The organism is Nocardia sp. NPDC005978, from assembly GCF_040614455.1.
Lineage (GTDB): Bacteria > Actinomycetota > Actinomycetes > Mycobacteriales > Mycobacteriaceae > Nocardia.
The window spans coordinates 40,212-53,626 of the sequence record NZ_JBEXUS010000053.1; the positions used below are offsets into that span (position 1 = coordinate 40,212).

Below are 13,415 nucleotides of genomic sequence, written 5' to 3' on the forward strand. Positions count from 1 at the left end.
CACGCGTGCGATAGATCACCAGGTTGCGCACGACCGGGGCAGTAGGTTTGTAAATATGGCAACCGGTGATGATCGGATAGCGGACGAACTACGGGCGGCCTTGGATGGGCCCTGGCGTGCGGTGCGGGAGAAGGCCCGCGCACACCTGGACGATGAACGCCTCTTCGGCGACCCCTACCTCGACTACAAGGCCGCGCGCGAGCGTGTGCTCGAGCAGATGCACCTGGTCTCCTCCTTCGGCTGGGCCGAAATGGGCTTCCGGCGCGAAGAGGGCGGCACCCTCGATCCCGGCGGCGCGGTCACCGCGCTGGAGATGCTGGCGTACACCGACCTCTCGCTGTGGGTGAAGTGCGGCGTGCAGTGGGGCCTGTTCGGCGGCGCGGTGGAGAACCTCGGCACCGAACGCCATCGCGACTACGTGCGCAAACTGATGCCGCTGGAACTGCTGGGCTGCTTCGCGATGACCGAGACCGGGCACGGCAGTGACGTGGCCAACCTCGAGACCACCGCGACCTACGATCCCGCCACGCAGGAGTTCGTCGTGCACAGCCCCACCGCCTCCGCGCGCAAGGACTACATCGGCGGCGCGGCCGAACACGCCCGCATGGCAGCGGTTTTCGCGCAGCTGGTCACCGGCGGCAAGAGCGAGGGCGTGCACTGTTTCCTGGTGCCGATCCGCGATGAGCAGGGCGGCGACCTGCCCGGCGTCACCACCTCCGACTGCGGTCTCAAGGGCGGTCTGCCCGGGGTCGACAACGGCCGAATCATGTTCGACCAGGTGCGAATTCCGCGCGAGAACCTGCTCAACCGGTACGCCGACGTCGAGCCCGACGGCACGTACAGCTCCGAGATCGAGAACCCGAGCCGGCGCTTCTTCACCACCCTGGGCACGCTGGTGCGCGGGCGGGTGAGCGTGGGCGGCGCGGCCGCCGCCGCGGCCCGCGTCGCGCTGACCATCGCGGTGCGCTACGCCGAACAGCGCCGCCAGTTCGCCGATCCCGACACCGGGGAGGAGACGGTGCTGATGGACTACCGCAGCCATCAGCGCCGGTTGCTGCCGCTGGTGGCCCGGGCGTACGCGCTGCAGTTCGCGCAGAACGACCTGGTGCTGCGCATGCATCTGGTGCAGACCGGGCAGCACGTGGACCCGAGCGCACAGCGCGCGCTGGAGAAGCGCGCGGCGGGATTCAAGGTCGCCCAGACCCGGCACGCCACCCGCGCCATCCAGGAGTGCCGCGAAGCCTGCGGCGGCGCAGGGTATCTCACCGAGAACCGGCTGGTCACGCTCAAGGCGGACTCCGATGTCTTCACCACCTTCGAGGGCGACAACCTGGTGCTCACCCAGTTGGTGGCCAAGGATCTGCTCACCGCCTACTCCAACGAGGTCCGCGATCTCGACGCCATGGGCTGGGTGCGCTTCGCGGCCACCATGACCCGGGACGCGGTGCGCGAGACTTCCGGTGTGCGCCAGCTCATCCAGCGCCTGCGCGATCGCTCGGACGAGAGCGTGGACGACAGCGATCTCGCGCGCCGGGACGTACAGCTGCAGCTGTTCGCCGACCGCGAGGACTACCTGGTGCGCACCGCCGGGCATCGACTTCGCGCGCGCGCCAAGGAGACCGGGCCGTTCGAGGCGTTCAACAATGCCCAGGATCACATCCTGGCCGCCGGCACCGCGCACATCGACCGGCTCGTGCTGGAGGCGTTCATCGAGGGCATCGCCAACATCGAGGACCCCGAGGCGCGTGAGCTCGCGGACAGCGTGTGCGATCTGTTCGTGTACTCCACCATCGAGGAGAACCAGGCCTGGTACATCATGCACCGGTTCATGTCGGTGGAGCGTGCCAAGAACGTGCGGCGCGGGGTGAACGAACTCGTCGATCGGCTGCGCCCGCACGCGAGCACCCTGGTCGGCGGGCTGGGCGTGCCGGACAACCTGCTGCACGCCGCCATGCTCGACACCACCGGAAAGGATGCTCCGGTGAGCGCGGAATAGTACTCCCACCGGCGCGAATTACCCTACTACACAGCGTCGTTGAGAGGTTTGCCACAAGTCGTTCCGGTGCACCCTCCCGCCCCGTCAGGATGAGCCCTGCAGGCCCCTGACGGGGCGGGGGAGCGGACAACGAGGTGGAGCACATGTCGACGACGATGACGACGCGCGAGGGGCGGGGATGATCACGCGACTCGCGGGTCCCGCCATGCACCGGCCGAAACTGATCCTGGTCCTGGTGGGCATCGCCTTCCTGATCTGCGGGGCGATCGGTTCGATGGCCACCGGGCGACTCACCAACGGTGGCTTCGTGGCCGCGGACTCCGAATCCGCCCGGGTCGCGGAAATCCTGGAACGCGACTACGGCATGTCCGGCATGCAACTGGTGTTCACCGTCGAATCCGACGGCGGCGCACAGGCTCCGGCCTCCGCCGCGCGCGGCCGGGAGATCGCCGAGCGGCTCCGCGGCGACGAGCGGATCGACAAGATCGTGTCCCCCTGGACCGATCCGGCCATGGGGTCGATGCTGACCAGCGGCGACGGCAAGATCGGGCTGATCATCGCCACGGTGCTGGGCGGTGAGAACGACGCCCCGGCACACGCCGCCGAACTGGCCGACGAACTGACCGGGGCACGGGACGGTGTCACCGTGCACGCGGGCGGGCAGGCCATGGTCTGGTCCGAGACCGGGACCCAGACCCAGAAGGACCTCGCGCTCGCCGAGGCCATCGCGCTGCCGCTGACCTTCCTGCTGCTGATGTGGTTCCTCAGAAGCGCTGTGGCGGCGGCGATTCCCTTCATCACCGGGGTGGCCGCCATCGCGGGCACCAGCGCGGTGCTCTACCTGCTCACCTTCGCGGTCGACCTGTCCGTCTTCGCGCTCAACATCACCACCGCCATCGGGCTCGCGCTGGCCATCGACTACTCGCTGCTCATCATCGGCCGCTACCGGGAAGAGATAGCCAACGGCCGGGACAAGCGGCGGGCCCTCGAACTGGCCATGCAGCGCGGCGGACGGGCGGTGGCCTTCTCCGGCCTCACCGTCGGCATCGCGCTGGTGGGAATGTCGTTCTTCCCCATGGATTTCCTGCGTTCGCTGGCCTACGCCGGACTGGCCGTGGTGCTCATGTCCATCGTGCTCACCCTCACCCTGGTGCCCGCGCTGCTGACCCTGCTCGGCGATCGCATCAATCGCAAACCGCTGCGCGAGGCCAAGCCGGTCGAACAGAGCCTGCTGTACCGGATCGCGCGCGTCGTCCAGCGTCGTCCCGCCGTGTGCGCGCTGCCGGTCCTGCTGCTGCTGGTGCTGCTCGGCTCACCCATCGTCGGCGTGAAACTGGGGCTGCCCGACGAACGGGTGCTGCCGACCTCGCTGGAATCGCGCCAGGTCGGAGATCTGTTGCGGGACAGGTTCTCCGGGAACGGGCTCGGTACGGTGCAGATCATCGTCACCGCACCCGCTCACGACGGCGCCGTGCCCGATCTGCGCGACTATCAGGCCGCGCTGTCCGAGGTCGCCGACGTGCGATCGGTGACCGGCCCGGCCGGCATCTTCTCCGGTGGTGAACTGCGCGCGCCCGCCGGGCCGGGAACCACGGCCGCGGACAGCGCGTACGTCGCGGTGGCCACCGGTTTGGACCCGTATTCCGAAGCGGGACAACGACAACTCGACGCACTGCACGCGGTGCCCGAACCCGGCGCGACCGTGCTGTTCGGCGGCTTCGCGCAGCAGACCGCGGACAGCGCCGCCAACATCGCGCAGGGCTTCCCGTACGCGGTCGTGTGGATCGCGGTCGTCACGTTCCTGCTGCTGTTCCTGCTCACCGGCAGCGTGGTGCTGCCGCTCAAGGCCCTGGTGCTCAACGTGCTGTCGCTGTCGGCGACCTTCGGCGCACTGGTCTGGATCTTCCAGGACGGGCATCTGAGCGGGCTCGGCACCGCGGCCACCGGGTACACCATCGCCACCATCCCGGTGCTGCTGTTCTGCGTGGCCTTCGGGCTGTCCATGGACTACGAGGTGTTCCTGCTGGCCCGGTTCACCGAGGAATGGGAGCAGTCGGACAAGACGCGGCAGGCCACCGACGACGCCGTCGCGCTGGGCATCGCGCGCTCGGGCCGCATCGTCACCGCCGCGGCCCTGCTGATGGCGGTGATCTTCCTGGGCATCTCCGCCAGCGGGGTCACCATGAACCGCATGCTCGGTCTCGGCCTCGCCCTGGCGGTGCTGATGGACGCCACCCTGGTCCGCATGATCCTGGTCCCGGCGTTCATGCGGCTGCTGGGCACCGCCAACTGGTGGGCGCCCGCGCGCTCGCGCGGCTTCCTGGAGAAGGTCGCGCTGCGCGAGTGACTTCGCCCGCGGCCGTTTCGCTATCGTGCTGACGGTGACCCGGTCGACCACATCCGCTCCCGCGCGGCAACCGCGGCCGCGGCGGGCGGCGCTGCCGCTGCTCGCCGTGCTCGCGACGATCCTCACTATCGCGGTGCCGCTGTCGTTTCCGGACGACGGCGGCCCGAACGGGTGGGATCGCGCGGTGGGGAAGCACATACACACGTCACTGGACGGGCATCGCGGCGTCTACGACCTGCTGGTCGCGCCGAGCAACTGGTACGTGGTGACGCCGCTGCTGTTCGCGGCAGTCGGCTGGTTCGCCTATCGCCGGCGATGGCTCGCGGCCGGATTCGTGCTGCTCGCACCGGAACTCGCCATGATCGTGAACACGCTGCTGCTCAAGCCGTTCTGGGATCGGCCGCTGCACGACTATCTCGCCTATCCGAGCGGGCACACAGTGCACCTGGTCGCGATCGCCACCGCGGTGGCCCTGGTCAGCGAATCGGCCCGGGTGCGCGTGGCCGTCGCGGTGCTGCTCGCGCTGATACTGCCCTTGGTGCTGATCGGAATGACCGGGCTCGGCTACCACCATCCCACCGACGTGATCGGCGGGACGGCCGCGGCCATCGCCATGGTGACCGCGGCCTACCTGCCGATACGGGCGCGAGTGCTCAGAGCGGCCCGTACTGGAACGCCGCCGCCAGAACGAAATAGATGACCCACAGCACCGCGACGATCATGCCGAGCAGCAGCAGCACCCGCATCACCCCGCGCCCCGCCGAGACCTCCCCGGCCTCGCGTGGATACAGATTCGCCGGACTGAACCAGGGCGAGGGCACGGTGAAGCGACGGCCCTCGTCCACCTCGCGCTCGAGCCGCGCCTGCTCCTCGGCGTAGGCCTCGGCCTGCGCCTGCTGCGGGCCGCCGTGCCACAGCGTGATGTCCACCGGGCCCAGGAAACCCTCGTTGATCAGATCCTGCGGCGCGGGCAGATACGGCAGAATGCCGAGCCCGCGGAAGGCCCACGCCACGTCGTTGGCCGACCACTGCGGCCGCCCGCGCGAGGACAGCGCGGTGAAGTAGTCGTGCAGGGTGCCCGGGTCGTCGCCCACCAGCACCTGGAAACTGGGGTCGCTCCACAGCTGCTGCACGCGCAGATTCGACCCCGGCGGCGGCACGACGAGCACCGCTCCGTTCACCACCCGCTGCCCCAGCCCGCGCTCGGCGAACCAGTTCTGCAGCGCGAAGGTGTGATCGCGGGACTTGTCCAGCGGGGTGCGCTTGTCCCCGCCCTCGAAGGTGATCAGCTTCTCCGAGACCCGCCACGGGCCGTTGAGCGGGACCTCCAGCTCACCGTCGAGTTTCTCGACCAGCGCCTCGGCCTCGATGACCACGCAGCTGGTCGGGGTCCAGATCACCGCATCGAACGGATAGAGCCGATCACCGTGGAAGAGACTGCAATTGACGGTCGCGACCCCGTGCGGGTCGTTGCCGCCCTTCCAGGTGCGCAACCAATCGATCAGCGTCTTCTCGGTGTGCGTCTGCGGGGGATTCTGTACTCGAACGAGCATCGGCTCTGCACCTTCCTCGTCGAATCGTTACCGGTCATGGTACGGAGGCTCCGCACCGGCAGGACAGATTTGGCGCCCATCGATGTGTCGATGGGCGGGTCGGGCGGGTCAGCCGGCGTCCACGGGTAGTCGGCCGTCCTTGACCGCGGTGACCAGCTCCGCGTGATCGGCCTCGGTCCGGTCCGCGTAGCGCACCGCGAACGCGGCCACCGCGTCGTCGAAGGGCTCGCCGTCCGTCAGATAGCCCGCGACCAGGCGCGGATCCACCGACCGCGCGTGCGCCCGGGCCAGCAGCGCCCCCGCCAGCCGGCCGTAATCGTCGAGGTGATCGGCGTCCAGCGCGGCGAGATCGATGCTGCCCTTGAGATTACGGAACTGGCGCACGATGAACGGCAGCTGCACGCCGCCGATGCGCAGCGAGGTCCAGCCCAGCAGAATGTCGGTCTCGGCCTGAACATGCCTGGCGCCCTGCACGATTCGCTCACCCTCGTGCCGCGGCGGCACCGGCGGCAGGAACGGGGTCAGCGCGGACGGCCCGGCCTGCTTGATCTGCAGCACCAGCACTTCGCCGCCGTTGCCGTGCAACAGCGCCAGATAGCTGTGCAGGCCCACGCTGCCGGTGCCCACGATGCGGAAGGCCACGTCGGTCACCGAGAAGCGCGCGATCAGATTGCGCCGCGACTCCCGCAGCGTGCTCACGTAATCGGTGAGCCCGTCGATCACCGCCTCGATCACCGGCTCGCCGACCGCGGTCAGCAGCGGCGGATCCGGCACGAATCTGCGCTTGCGGTACCCGGTGTGGTGGTCCTCGAGGTGCTCGGTCCACTTGCGCACCACTTTGGCGCTGTTGTTCTTGCGCGCCTTCTTGGCGGCCTTGCGGAAATCGTCCAGCAGGGCGTCCGCGCTGGACTTCGCGATCACCGACTCGTCGGGCAGCGCGGTCCACGAGGTCAGGAAGGGCTGCTCGGCCAGCTCGGTCACCGCCTGGCGGTAGGAGCGCGCGGCGTCGGCGGCCGCGGCCCGGCACTCGGCCTCGCTCGCTCCACCCTCACGGCCCGCCAGCACCAGGCTCGCGGCCAGCCGCTCCAGATCCCATTCCCACGGGCCCAGCACCGTCTCGTCGAAATCGTTGATGTCCATGACGATCTCGCCGCGCGGGGTGCCGTAGAGCCCGAAATTCGCGGCGTGCGCGTCACCGCACAGCTGCGCGGCCAGCCCGCTGGTCGGCCCGGCCGCCAGATCGGCGGCCATCAGCCCCGCCGAACCGCGGAAGAAGGAGTAGGGGGAGGCCGCCATCCGCGCCACGCGCAGCGGGACCAGGTGATCGAGCCTGCCGCGATTGCTGGTCTCGAGGAATTCCAGCACGCCGGGGCGATCCGGAGCGGCCGCGGCCCGGTCCCGGGATTGGACCGGCGTGCGTTCCCGCAGCGCCCGGCCGCGCTCCCATACCTCCTCGGCCGAGACGGGGGTACGGAAGTCGATCACATTGGAGCACACGACAATCCAACTTACCGGTGCGCACGGGCCCGCGCCTAGCCGAGCGGAGGCCGTTGACCGCCCGGGCGATGAGACCCCGGACACACCGCGACCGGCCCGGGTATCGGGCCGGCCGCGAGTCGATCAGGCCACCGGGAAGATCGGCAGCCGCAGTGCGCCCGGCGCGAACTCCGGCACGGTCGGCTGTTTCGGCTGCACCGGCGCGATGCGGCGGTAGGCCGCGCCCAGTTCGGGCCGGGTATCGACCTCGTCGCGGTTGGGCCAGAACGCCATCGCGCGCTCGCCTGTGCGGTGATGGTCAGCGACGGATTCACACCCAGGTTCGCGGTCACCGCCGAACCGTCGGCCACGTGCAGCCCGGGGTAGCCGAACACCCGCTGGTACGGATCGACCACGCCCGATTCCGGACCCTCGCCGATGACGCAGCCGCCGATGTAGTGCGCGGTCGCCGGGATGTTGAACACGTCCATGATCAGGCTCTGCACATCGCCGCCGACCTTGGACCCGAAGCGCCGCCCGACCTCGTGCGCCACCGGCAACCAGGTCGGGTTCGGCTGACCCGTGCCCTGCCGGGTCTTGAGCTGCCCCCAGCGCCGGTACGAGGTGAGCGAATTGTCCAGCGACTGCATGACCAGCAGGATCACCGACTTGTCCGAGGCGTTGCGGGCGTTGAGGCTGCGCGCGAACACCACCGGATGCAGCAGGATCGCCAGCAGGAAGCGCAGGAACCGGAACGCGCCACCGTCCACGATCGGCACCGACAGCGGGAACAACCCGTTCTGGCCCTTGCCGTAGTGGCACACCTCGATATGGGTGTTGGGCTCGGGATGAATCGAGGAGGTGATGGCGATGCCCTGGGCGAAATCATCGCGCTCGCGGCTCACCACATTCAAGATCGCCTCGGAGTTGGAACGGGTCAGTTCACCCAATCGAGGGGACAGATTCGGCAGCACTTTCTCGTCCCGCATCCGGTGCAGCAACTTCTGAGTTCCCAGCGCGGCCGCGGCGAACACCACCTGTTCGGCGGTGAAGGTCTTGCGGTCCTTGCGAACCCAGCGATCCGAGCGCACCGTCTCGAGCGCGTACCCGCCGCCGGTCATCGGCCGCACCTTGGTGACGGTCCGCAGCGCGAACACCGCCGCGCCGGCCTGCTCGGCCAGGTAGAGGTAGTTCTTGGGGGTGGTGTTCTTGGCGTTGTGCGGGCAGCCGGTGAAACAGCGCGCGCAGTGCACGCAGCCGTTGCGGCGCGGCCCGACCCCGCCGAAGTAGGGGTCGGCGACCTCGGCGCCCGGATCGGCCTCGTTGAAGAAGACGCCGACATTGGTGGCGTGGAAGGTGTCGGCGACCCCCAGGTCCTCGGCGACCGCGCGAATCACCTCGTCGGCGGGCGTCATTCGCGGGTTCGGTGCGACCCCGAGCATGCGCTGGGCCTGGTCGTAATAGGGCGCGAGCTCGGCTTTCCAGTCGGTGATGTGCGCCCACTGGCGATCGGTGTAGAAGTCCGGCAGCGGTTCGTAGAGGGTATTGCCGTAGATGAGCGAGCCGCCGCCGACCCCCGAGGCGGAGAAGACCGCGCACTTGCCGAGCACGCTGATTCGCTGGGTGCCGGTCATGCCCAGTCGCGGGGCCCAAATGGCCTTGCGCACATTCCAATTCGTCTTCGGGATATCCTCGGCATTCCAGCGGCGGCCGGATTCCAGCACCGCGACCCGGTACCCCTTCTCGGTCAGGCGCAACGCGCTGACGCTTCCCCCGAAGCCGGAGCCGATCACAACGACGTCGTAGTCGAAGTCGGGCATGGTCTTTCCTCTCACATGCCGGGATGTAGATGAGATAGTTCCCCACTCATTCTGTCACCCGCGTCGTATGGCGGAGACCATATCCTCCCCCGTATCGACCGGCCACGCGGCGTGCCCGGATGGTCACCGGGCCGTCGGCGGTGTAAGAACCGAGTGGTGACAACCGAGCGCAACCACGCCGAACCGGTGTACAGCGACCGCATCCTCACCGTCCCCAATGTGCTCAGCATCATCCGGCTCATCGGGGTGCCGGTGTTCCTGTGGCTGCTGCTGGTGAAGGAGGCCGACGGCTGGGCCTTCGCCCTGCTCATCGCCAGTGGCATCACCGACTTCCTGGACGGCAAGCTCGCCCGGCTGCTCGACCAATCCTCCAAACTGGGTGCCATTCTCGACCCGCTGGTCGACCGGCTGTATCTGCTGGCGACGTTGGGCGGCTTCCTGATTCGCGGCATCCTGCCCTGGTGGGTGGTGCTGATCCTGGTGGCCCGCGACCTGATCCTGACCCTCACCCTGACCGTCTACCGGCGCCGCGATCTGCCGCCGCCCGACGTCATCTACCTGGGTAAAGCCGCCACCTTCGGCCTCATGTCCGCATTGCCGTGGCTGCTGGCCGGCCAGATGGACTGGGCCGCCGCGGGATTCGGCCGCGCCTTCGGCGGCGCGTTCCTGATCTGGGGTACCGCGGTGTACGTCTGGACCGGCATTCTCTACGTGGGCAAGGCCATCGCCGTGGCCCGAGCCATACCGGCCGCGTCGAGTGGTGATCACTAGCCATTAGGGTGTGTGCACACGGATCGACGAGATCCCGAAAGGACGCCCGTTGAAAGGACACCGCCTGTGAGCGACCTACCCGATGACCTGCGCTACACCGAAGAACACGAATGGGTGCGCATCACCGGTCCCGCCCGCGTGCGGGTGGGCATCACCGACTACGCCCAGTCTCAGCTCGGCGATGTCGTCTTCGTGCAGCTGCCCGAAGCGAATGCCGATGTGGCCAACGGGGACAGCATCGCGGAGGTGGAGTCGACCAAGAGCGTCTCCGACATCTACGCCCCGCTGGCCGGGAAAGTCGTTGCGGTGAACGAGGTTCTGACCGCCGCGCCGGAAACCCTGAACACCGATCCTTACGGCGACGGGTGGATCTTCGAACTCGAACTCGACTCCGAGGAAGTGCTCGAAGCCGCCTATGGTGACCTGCTCGATGCCGCAGGTTATCAAGGAGTTATCGGAGGCTGAACCAGCCTTCACAGTTCTACCTGCACGGGCACGCCCCAGCAGGGTACGGTCAATGCCAACAGATGTGCGGTAGCCGATGCCCCGGGATTTCCGGACTCGCCCAACGCGAGAGCGCCCGGCGATCGACACTCTGAGGGCATCAACTGCTTGCATGGATTAATTCGGTTCGAGGAGGAGAGCAAGGGTGAGCGAGAACAAAGACCCGGGTTACCAGGAGACAGCAGCTGAGACCACATCGGTGTTCCGTGCTGATTTCCTGAACGAGGTCGAACCGTCGCGCACCGAGCAGCAGCCCGGCAGCGAGGCGCCGGTCGGAGTCGAGGGTCTGCCCGCGGGCGCGGCCCTGCTGGTGGTCAAGCGCGGACCGAACGCGGGTTCGCGATTCCTGCTCGATCAGCCCACCACCTCCGCGGGACGCCACCCGGACAGCGACATCTTCCTGGACGATGTCACCGTCAGCCGTCGGCACGCGGAGTTCCGCCAGGACGACGACACCTTCCAGGTCGTCGACGTGGGCAGTTTGAACGGCACCTACGTGAACCGGGAGCCGGTGGATTCGTCGGAGCTGCAGAACGGCGACGAAGTACAGATCGGCAAGTTCCGGCTCGTCTTCCTCACCGGTCCGCGCCCCGCGTCGAGCGATTCGGCGGCGGGCGCGCTATAGGGCCGAGCGGAATGACAGGCGCAGCGCAGTGGACGCGCGGAGGTATGTCGATCGGCTCCGTGCTGGATTTGCTGCGTCCGGACTTCCCGGACATCACCATTTCGAAGATCAGGTTCCTCGAATCGGAGGGCCTGATCAGCCCGGAGCGCACCGCTTCGGGCTACCGCAGGTTCCACGTCGCGGACGTGGAACGCCTGCGGTTCGTGCTCACCGCGCAGCGGGACCAGTACCTGCCGCTCAAGGTGATCAAGGAACAGCTGGAAGCGATCGACAGTGGGGCCGCGACGCTCGGAGTACGGGAAGCCCGTGCCCGAGCGCTCGGGGAGGCCTCCCTCGCGGAAGGGACCGCGGCGGCCGCACCCGGACCGGCGCGATTGAGACGGCTGGGCGTCGTGCCCGGTGAGGTATCGCCGGAGGAACTCCGGTTCGACCACGAAATCCGGGTTCCCCGTGCGGATCTGCTGCAGCAGGCCGGGATCGACGAGAAGTTCCTGACCGAACTCGTCCGCGCCAACCTCATCACCCCCGGCGCCGCCGGCTACTTCGACGCCGACGCCGTGACGCTCGCTCGTACCGCCAAGGCGCTGAGCGAATTCGGCTTGGAGGCAAGGCATTTGCGGGCCTTCAAGCTCGCCGCCGATCGCGAGGCGGCCATGGTCGCCCAGATCGCCGCCCCCATCGCCAAGAGCCGCGACGCCGATGCCCGCGCCCGCGCGGAAGAGACCGTGCGCGAGTTGGCGGCATTGTCGCTGACGCTGCACACCTGCCTCGTGAAGGCCTCTGTGCGCGCTTCCCTCGGGGGCTGAAATCTTCGCCTAGACTCGGTGATACGGCTGGCCTTGCTGTTCCTAGCGGGCAGCTTGCGAGTATGGGAGGCAGTGCGATGAGTGAGCGCAGTAGGCGAATCAGTCAACACAGTGCGGCTTCGCGCATGATCGCGGGCGGCGCCGGGCGGGCACGGCGATGAGCGAGATGCGTGTGATCGGCATTCGTGTCGAACAGCCACAGAACCAGCCCGTGTTGCTGCTTCGTGAAGTGTCCGGCGATCGGTACCTGCCGATCTGGATCGGGCAGGCGGAAGCGACCGCCATCGTGCTCGAACAGGAAGGCGTGACGCCGATTCGGCCGCTGACCCACGATCTCATCAAGATCCTGATCAAGGATCTCGGGCACACCTTGAAAGAGGTGCGGATCGTGGATCTGCAGGAGGGGACCTTCTACGCCGATCTGATCTTCGAGAACGATCTGCGCGTGTCGGCCCGGCCCTCGGATTCGGTCGCCATCGCCCTGCGGGTGGGGTGTCCGATCTACGCCGAGGAGCCGGTGCTCGAGGAAGCCGGACTGGTCATGCCGGACGAGCGCGAGGACGAGGTGGAGAAGTTCAAGGAATTTCTCGAATCCGTCTCGCCGGATGATTTCAAGGCCACCGACAGTTAGAGAGAACGGGGCGGCGGGCATTTCGGGCGTTTGTCCGAGTGTCCGTCGCAGTCGTATCCGGGGGGCGGCCGAATTGTTATCTCGACCTGTACTTAAGGTCTAGAAACACGCCGCTCATCACGCTTGGTTCAACGCCGATACTCCCTAGACAATCAGGAGAGTAGCCTCGACAGTCAGGCCACGCTCCAGCGTCGATGCAGTGTTGAATTTGGGACACGTTCACCTTCGGGACACGAGCCCTGATAGGCCAGCAGTAAGGGAGTAGTCAGTGGGAGACCAACCGCAACCGCAGGATGTGGTGCAGCCAGGGCTGTTCCCCGATGACACGGTTCCGGACGAACTCGTCGGATACCGCGTGCCCAGCGCCTGCCAGGTGGCTGGAATCACGTATCGGCAGCTCGATTACTGGGCTCGCACCGGACTCGTCGTGCCATCGATTCGCAGCGCCACCGGATCGGGCAGCCAGCGCCTGTACTCGTTCAAGGACATCCTGGTCCTGAAGATCGTCAAGCGACTGCTGGACGCCGGGATCTCGCTGCAGAACATCCGCATCGCCGTCGACCACCTACGCAGCCGCGGCGTCGAGGATCTGGCCGGCATCACCCTGTTCTCCGACGGCACCACCGTGTACGAGTGCTCCTCGCCCGAGGAGGTCGTCGATTTACTGCAGGGCGGTCAGGGCGTCTTCGGCATCGCGGTCAGCGGCGCCATGCGCGAGCTCACCGGCGCCATCGCCAATTTCCCGGCTGAACGGGCCGAACCGAACACCACGGTCTCCGACCGTCCCGAGGACGAGCTGTCCTTCCGGCGCAAGGCACGGATGAACCGCAAGACCGGCTAGCCACGGCTCGGCAGACCCGGCGAACGCGCCACCGTGAAGGTGGCG

General features: G+C 67.8%; 11 protein-coding genes and 1 pseudogene. 9 read left to right on the top strand and 3 right to left on the bottom strand.

What is annotated here, in order from left to right; all coding sequences use genetic code 11:
• The first annotated feature begins 55 nt into the window (after window positions 1-55).
• The 3 genes from ABZ319_RS23330 (at window position 56) to ABZ319_RS23340 (ending at window position 5,043) form a co-directional block, all read left to right on the top strand.
• Window positions 56-1,996 (top strand): acyl-CoA dehydrogenase, encoded by a 1,941-nt coding sequence (locus tag ABZ319_RS23330; protein ID WP_354988577.1) that lies wholly within the window; start codon window positions 56-58, stop codon window positions 1,994-1,996.
• Window positions 1,997-2,174: 178 nt separating this feature from the next.
• A complete protein-coding gene (locus ABZ319_RS23335) occupies window positions 2,175-4,343 on the top strand; it encodes an MMPL family transporter (RefSeq protein ID WP_354988578.1) in 2,169 nt (722 codons plus the stop codon).
• Window positions 4,344-4,377: 34 nt separating this feature from the next.
• Entirely contained in the window at window positions 4,378-5,043 is a 666-nt protein-coding gene (locus ABZ319_RS23340) for a phosphatase PAP2 family protein (RefSeq protein WP_354988579.1), read from the top strand.
• Here the strand turns inward: ABZ319_RS23340 and ABZ319_RS23345 are convergent.
• The 3 genes and pseudogenes from ABZ319_RS23345 to ABZ319_RS23355 all read right to left on the bottom strand — a co-directional run bounded on the left by ABZ319_RS23345 (window position 4,997) and on the right by ABZ319_RS23355 (window position 9,192).
• Window positions 4,997-5,896 (bottom strand): NERD domain-containing protein, encoded by a 900-nt coding sequence (locus ABZ319_RS23345; protein ID WP_354988580.1) that lies wholly within the window; start codon window positions 5,894-5,896, stop codon window positions 4,997-4,999. The two genes, ABZ319_RS23340 and ABZ319_RS23345, sit on opposite strands and share 47 nt — an antisense overlap.
• 108 nt (window positions 5,897-6,004) lie before the next feature.
• Entirely contained in the window at window positions 6,005-7,393 is a 1,389-nt protein-coding gene (locus ABZ319_RS23350) for a DUF2252 domain-containing protein (protein WP_354988581.1), read from the bottom strand.
• Between the two features lie 123 nt (window positions 7,394-7,516).
• Window positions 7,517-9,192 (bottom strand): annotated as a pseudogene (locus ABZ319_RS23355) (GMC family oxidoreductase).
• Window positions 9,193-9,348: 156 nt separating this feature from the next.
• Between ABZ319_RS23355 and ABZ319_RS23360 the strand changes: the two are divergent.
• The 6 genes from ABZ319_RS23360 to ABZ319_RS23385 all read left to right on the top strand — a co-directional run bounded on the left by ABZ319_RS23360 (window position 9,349) and on the right by ABZ319_RS23385 (window position 13,370).
• On the top strand, window positions 9,349-9,963 hold the full coding sequence (locus ABZ319_RS23360) for a CDP-alcohol phosphatidyltransferase family protein (protein WP_354988582.1): 615 nt from the start codon (window positions 9,349-9,351) through the stop codon (window positions 9,961-9,963).
• 66 nt (window positions 9,964-10,029) lie between these two features.
• Complete coding sequence (gcvH, locus tag ABZ319_RS23365) at window positions 10,030-10,428, top strand: glycine cleavage system protein GcvH (RefSeq protein ID WP_354988583.1); 399 nt, start codon at window positions 10,030-10,032, stop codon at window positions 10,426-10,428.
• 184 nt (window positions 10,429-10,612) lie between these two features.
• The gene (garA, locus tag ABZ319_RS23370; protein ID WP_354988584.1) at window positions 10,613-11,092 is read left to right on the top strand and encodes a glycogen accumulation regulator GarA; all 480 of its coding nucleotides are present in this window, start codon (window positions 10,613-10,615) and stop codon (window positions 11,090-11,092) included.
• 44 nt (window positions 11,093-11,136) lie between these two features.
• Window positions 11,137-11,898 carry a MerR family transcriptional regulator gene (locus tag ABZ319_RS23375; protein ID WP_354988585.1) on the top strand — a complete coding sequence of 254 codons (762 nt, stop codon included), beginning with the start codon at window positions 11,137-11,139 and terminating at the stop codon, window positions 11,896-11,898.
• A 157-nt stretch (window positions 11,899-12,055) separates the two neighbouring features.
• On the top strand, window positions 12,056-12,529 hold the full coding sequence (locus tag ABZ319_RS23380; RefSeq protein ID WP_354988586.1) for a bifunctional nuclease family protein: 474 nt from the start codon (window positions 12,056-12,058) through the stop codon (window positions 12,527-12,529).
• A gap of 268 nt (window positions 12,530-12,797) precedes the next feature.
• Window positions 12,798-13,370 carry a MerR family transcriptional regulator gene (locus ABZ319_RS23385; protein ID WP_354988587.1) on the top strand — a complete coding sequence of 191 codons (573 nt, stop codon included), beginning with the start codon at window positions 12,798-12,800 and terminating at the stop codon, window positions 13,368-13,370.
• Window positions 13,371-13,415 lie beyond the last annotated feature (45 nt).

Excerpts from the sequence above, each read along its gene's own strand:
- ABZ319_RS23330 (WP_354988577.1), top strand. The coding sequence starts at position 56 with ATGGCAACCGGTGATGATCGGATAGCGGACGAACTACGGGCGGCCTTG.
- ABZ319_RS23335 (WP_354988578.1), top strand. The coding sequence starts at position 2,175 with ATGATCACGCGACTCGCGGGTCCCGCCATGCACCGGCCGAAACTGATC.
- ABZ319_RS23345 (WP_354988580.1), bottom strand. The coding sequence starts at position 5,896 with ATGCTCGTTCGAGTACAGAATCCCCCGCAGACGCACACCGAGAAGACG.
- ABZ319_RS23375 (WP_354988585.1), top strand. The coding sequence starts at position 11,137 with ATGTCGATCGGCTCCGTGCTGGATTTGCTGCGTCCGGACTTCCCGGAC.
- ABZ319_RS23380 (WP_354988586.1), top strand. The coding sequence starts at position 12,056 with ATGAGCGAGATGCGTGTGATCGGCATTCGTGTCGAACAGCCACAGAAC.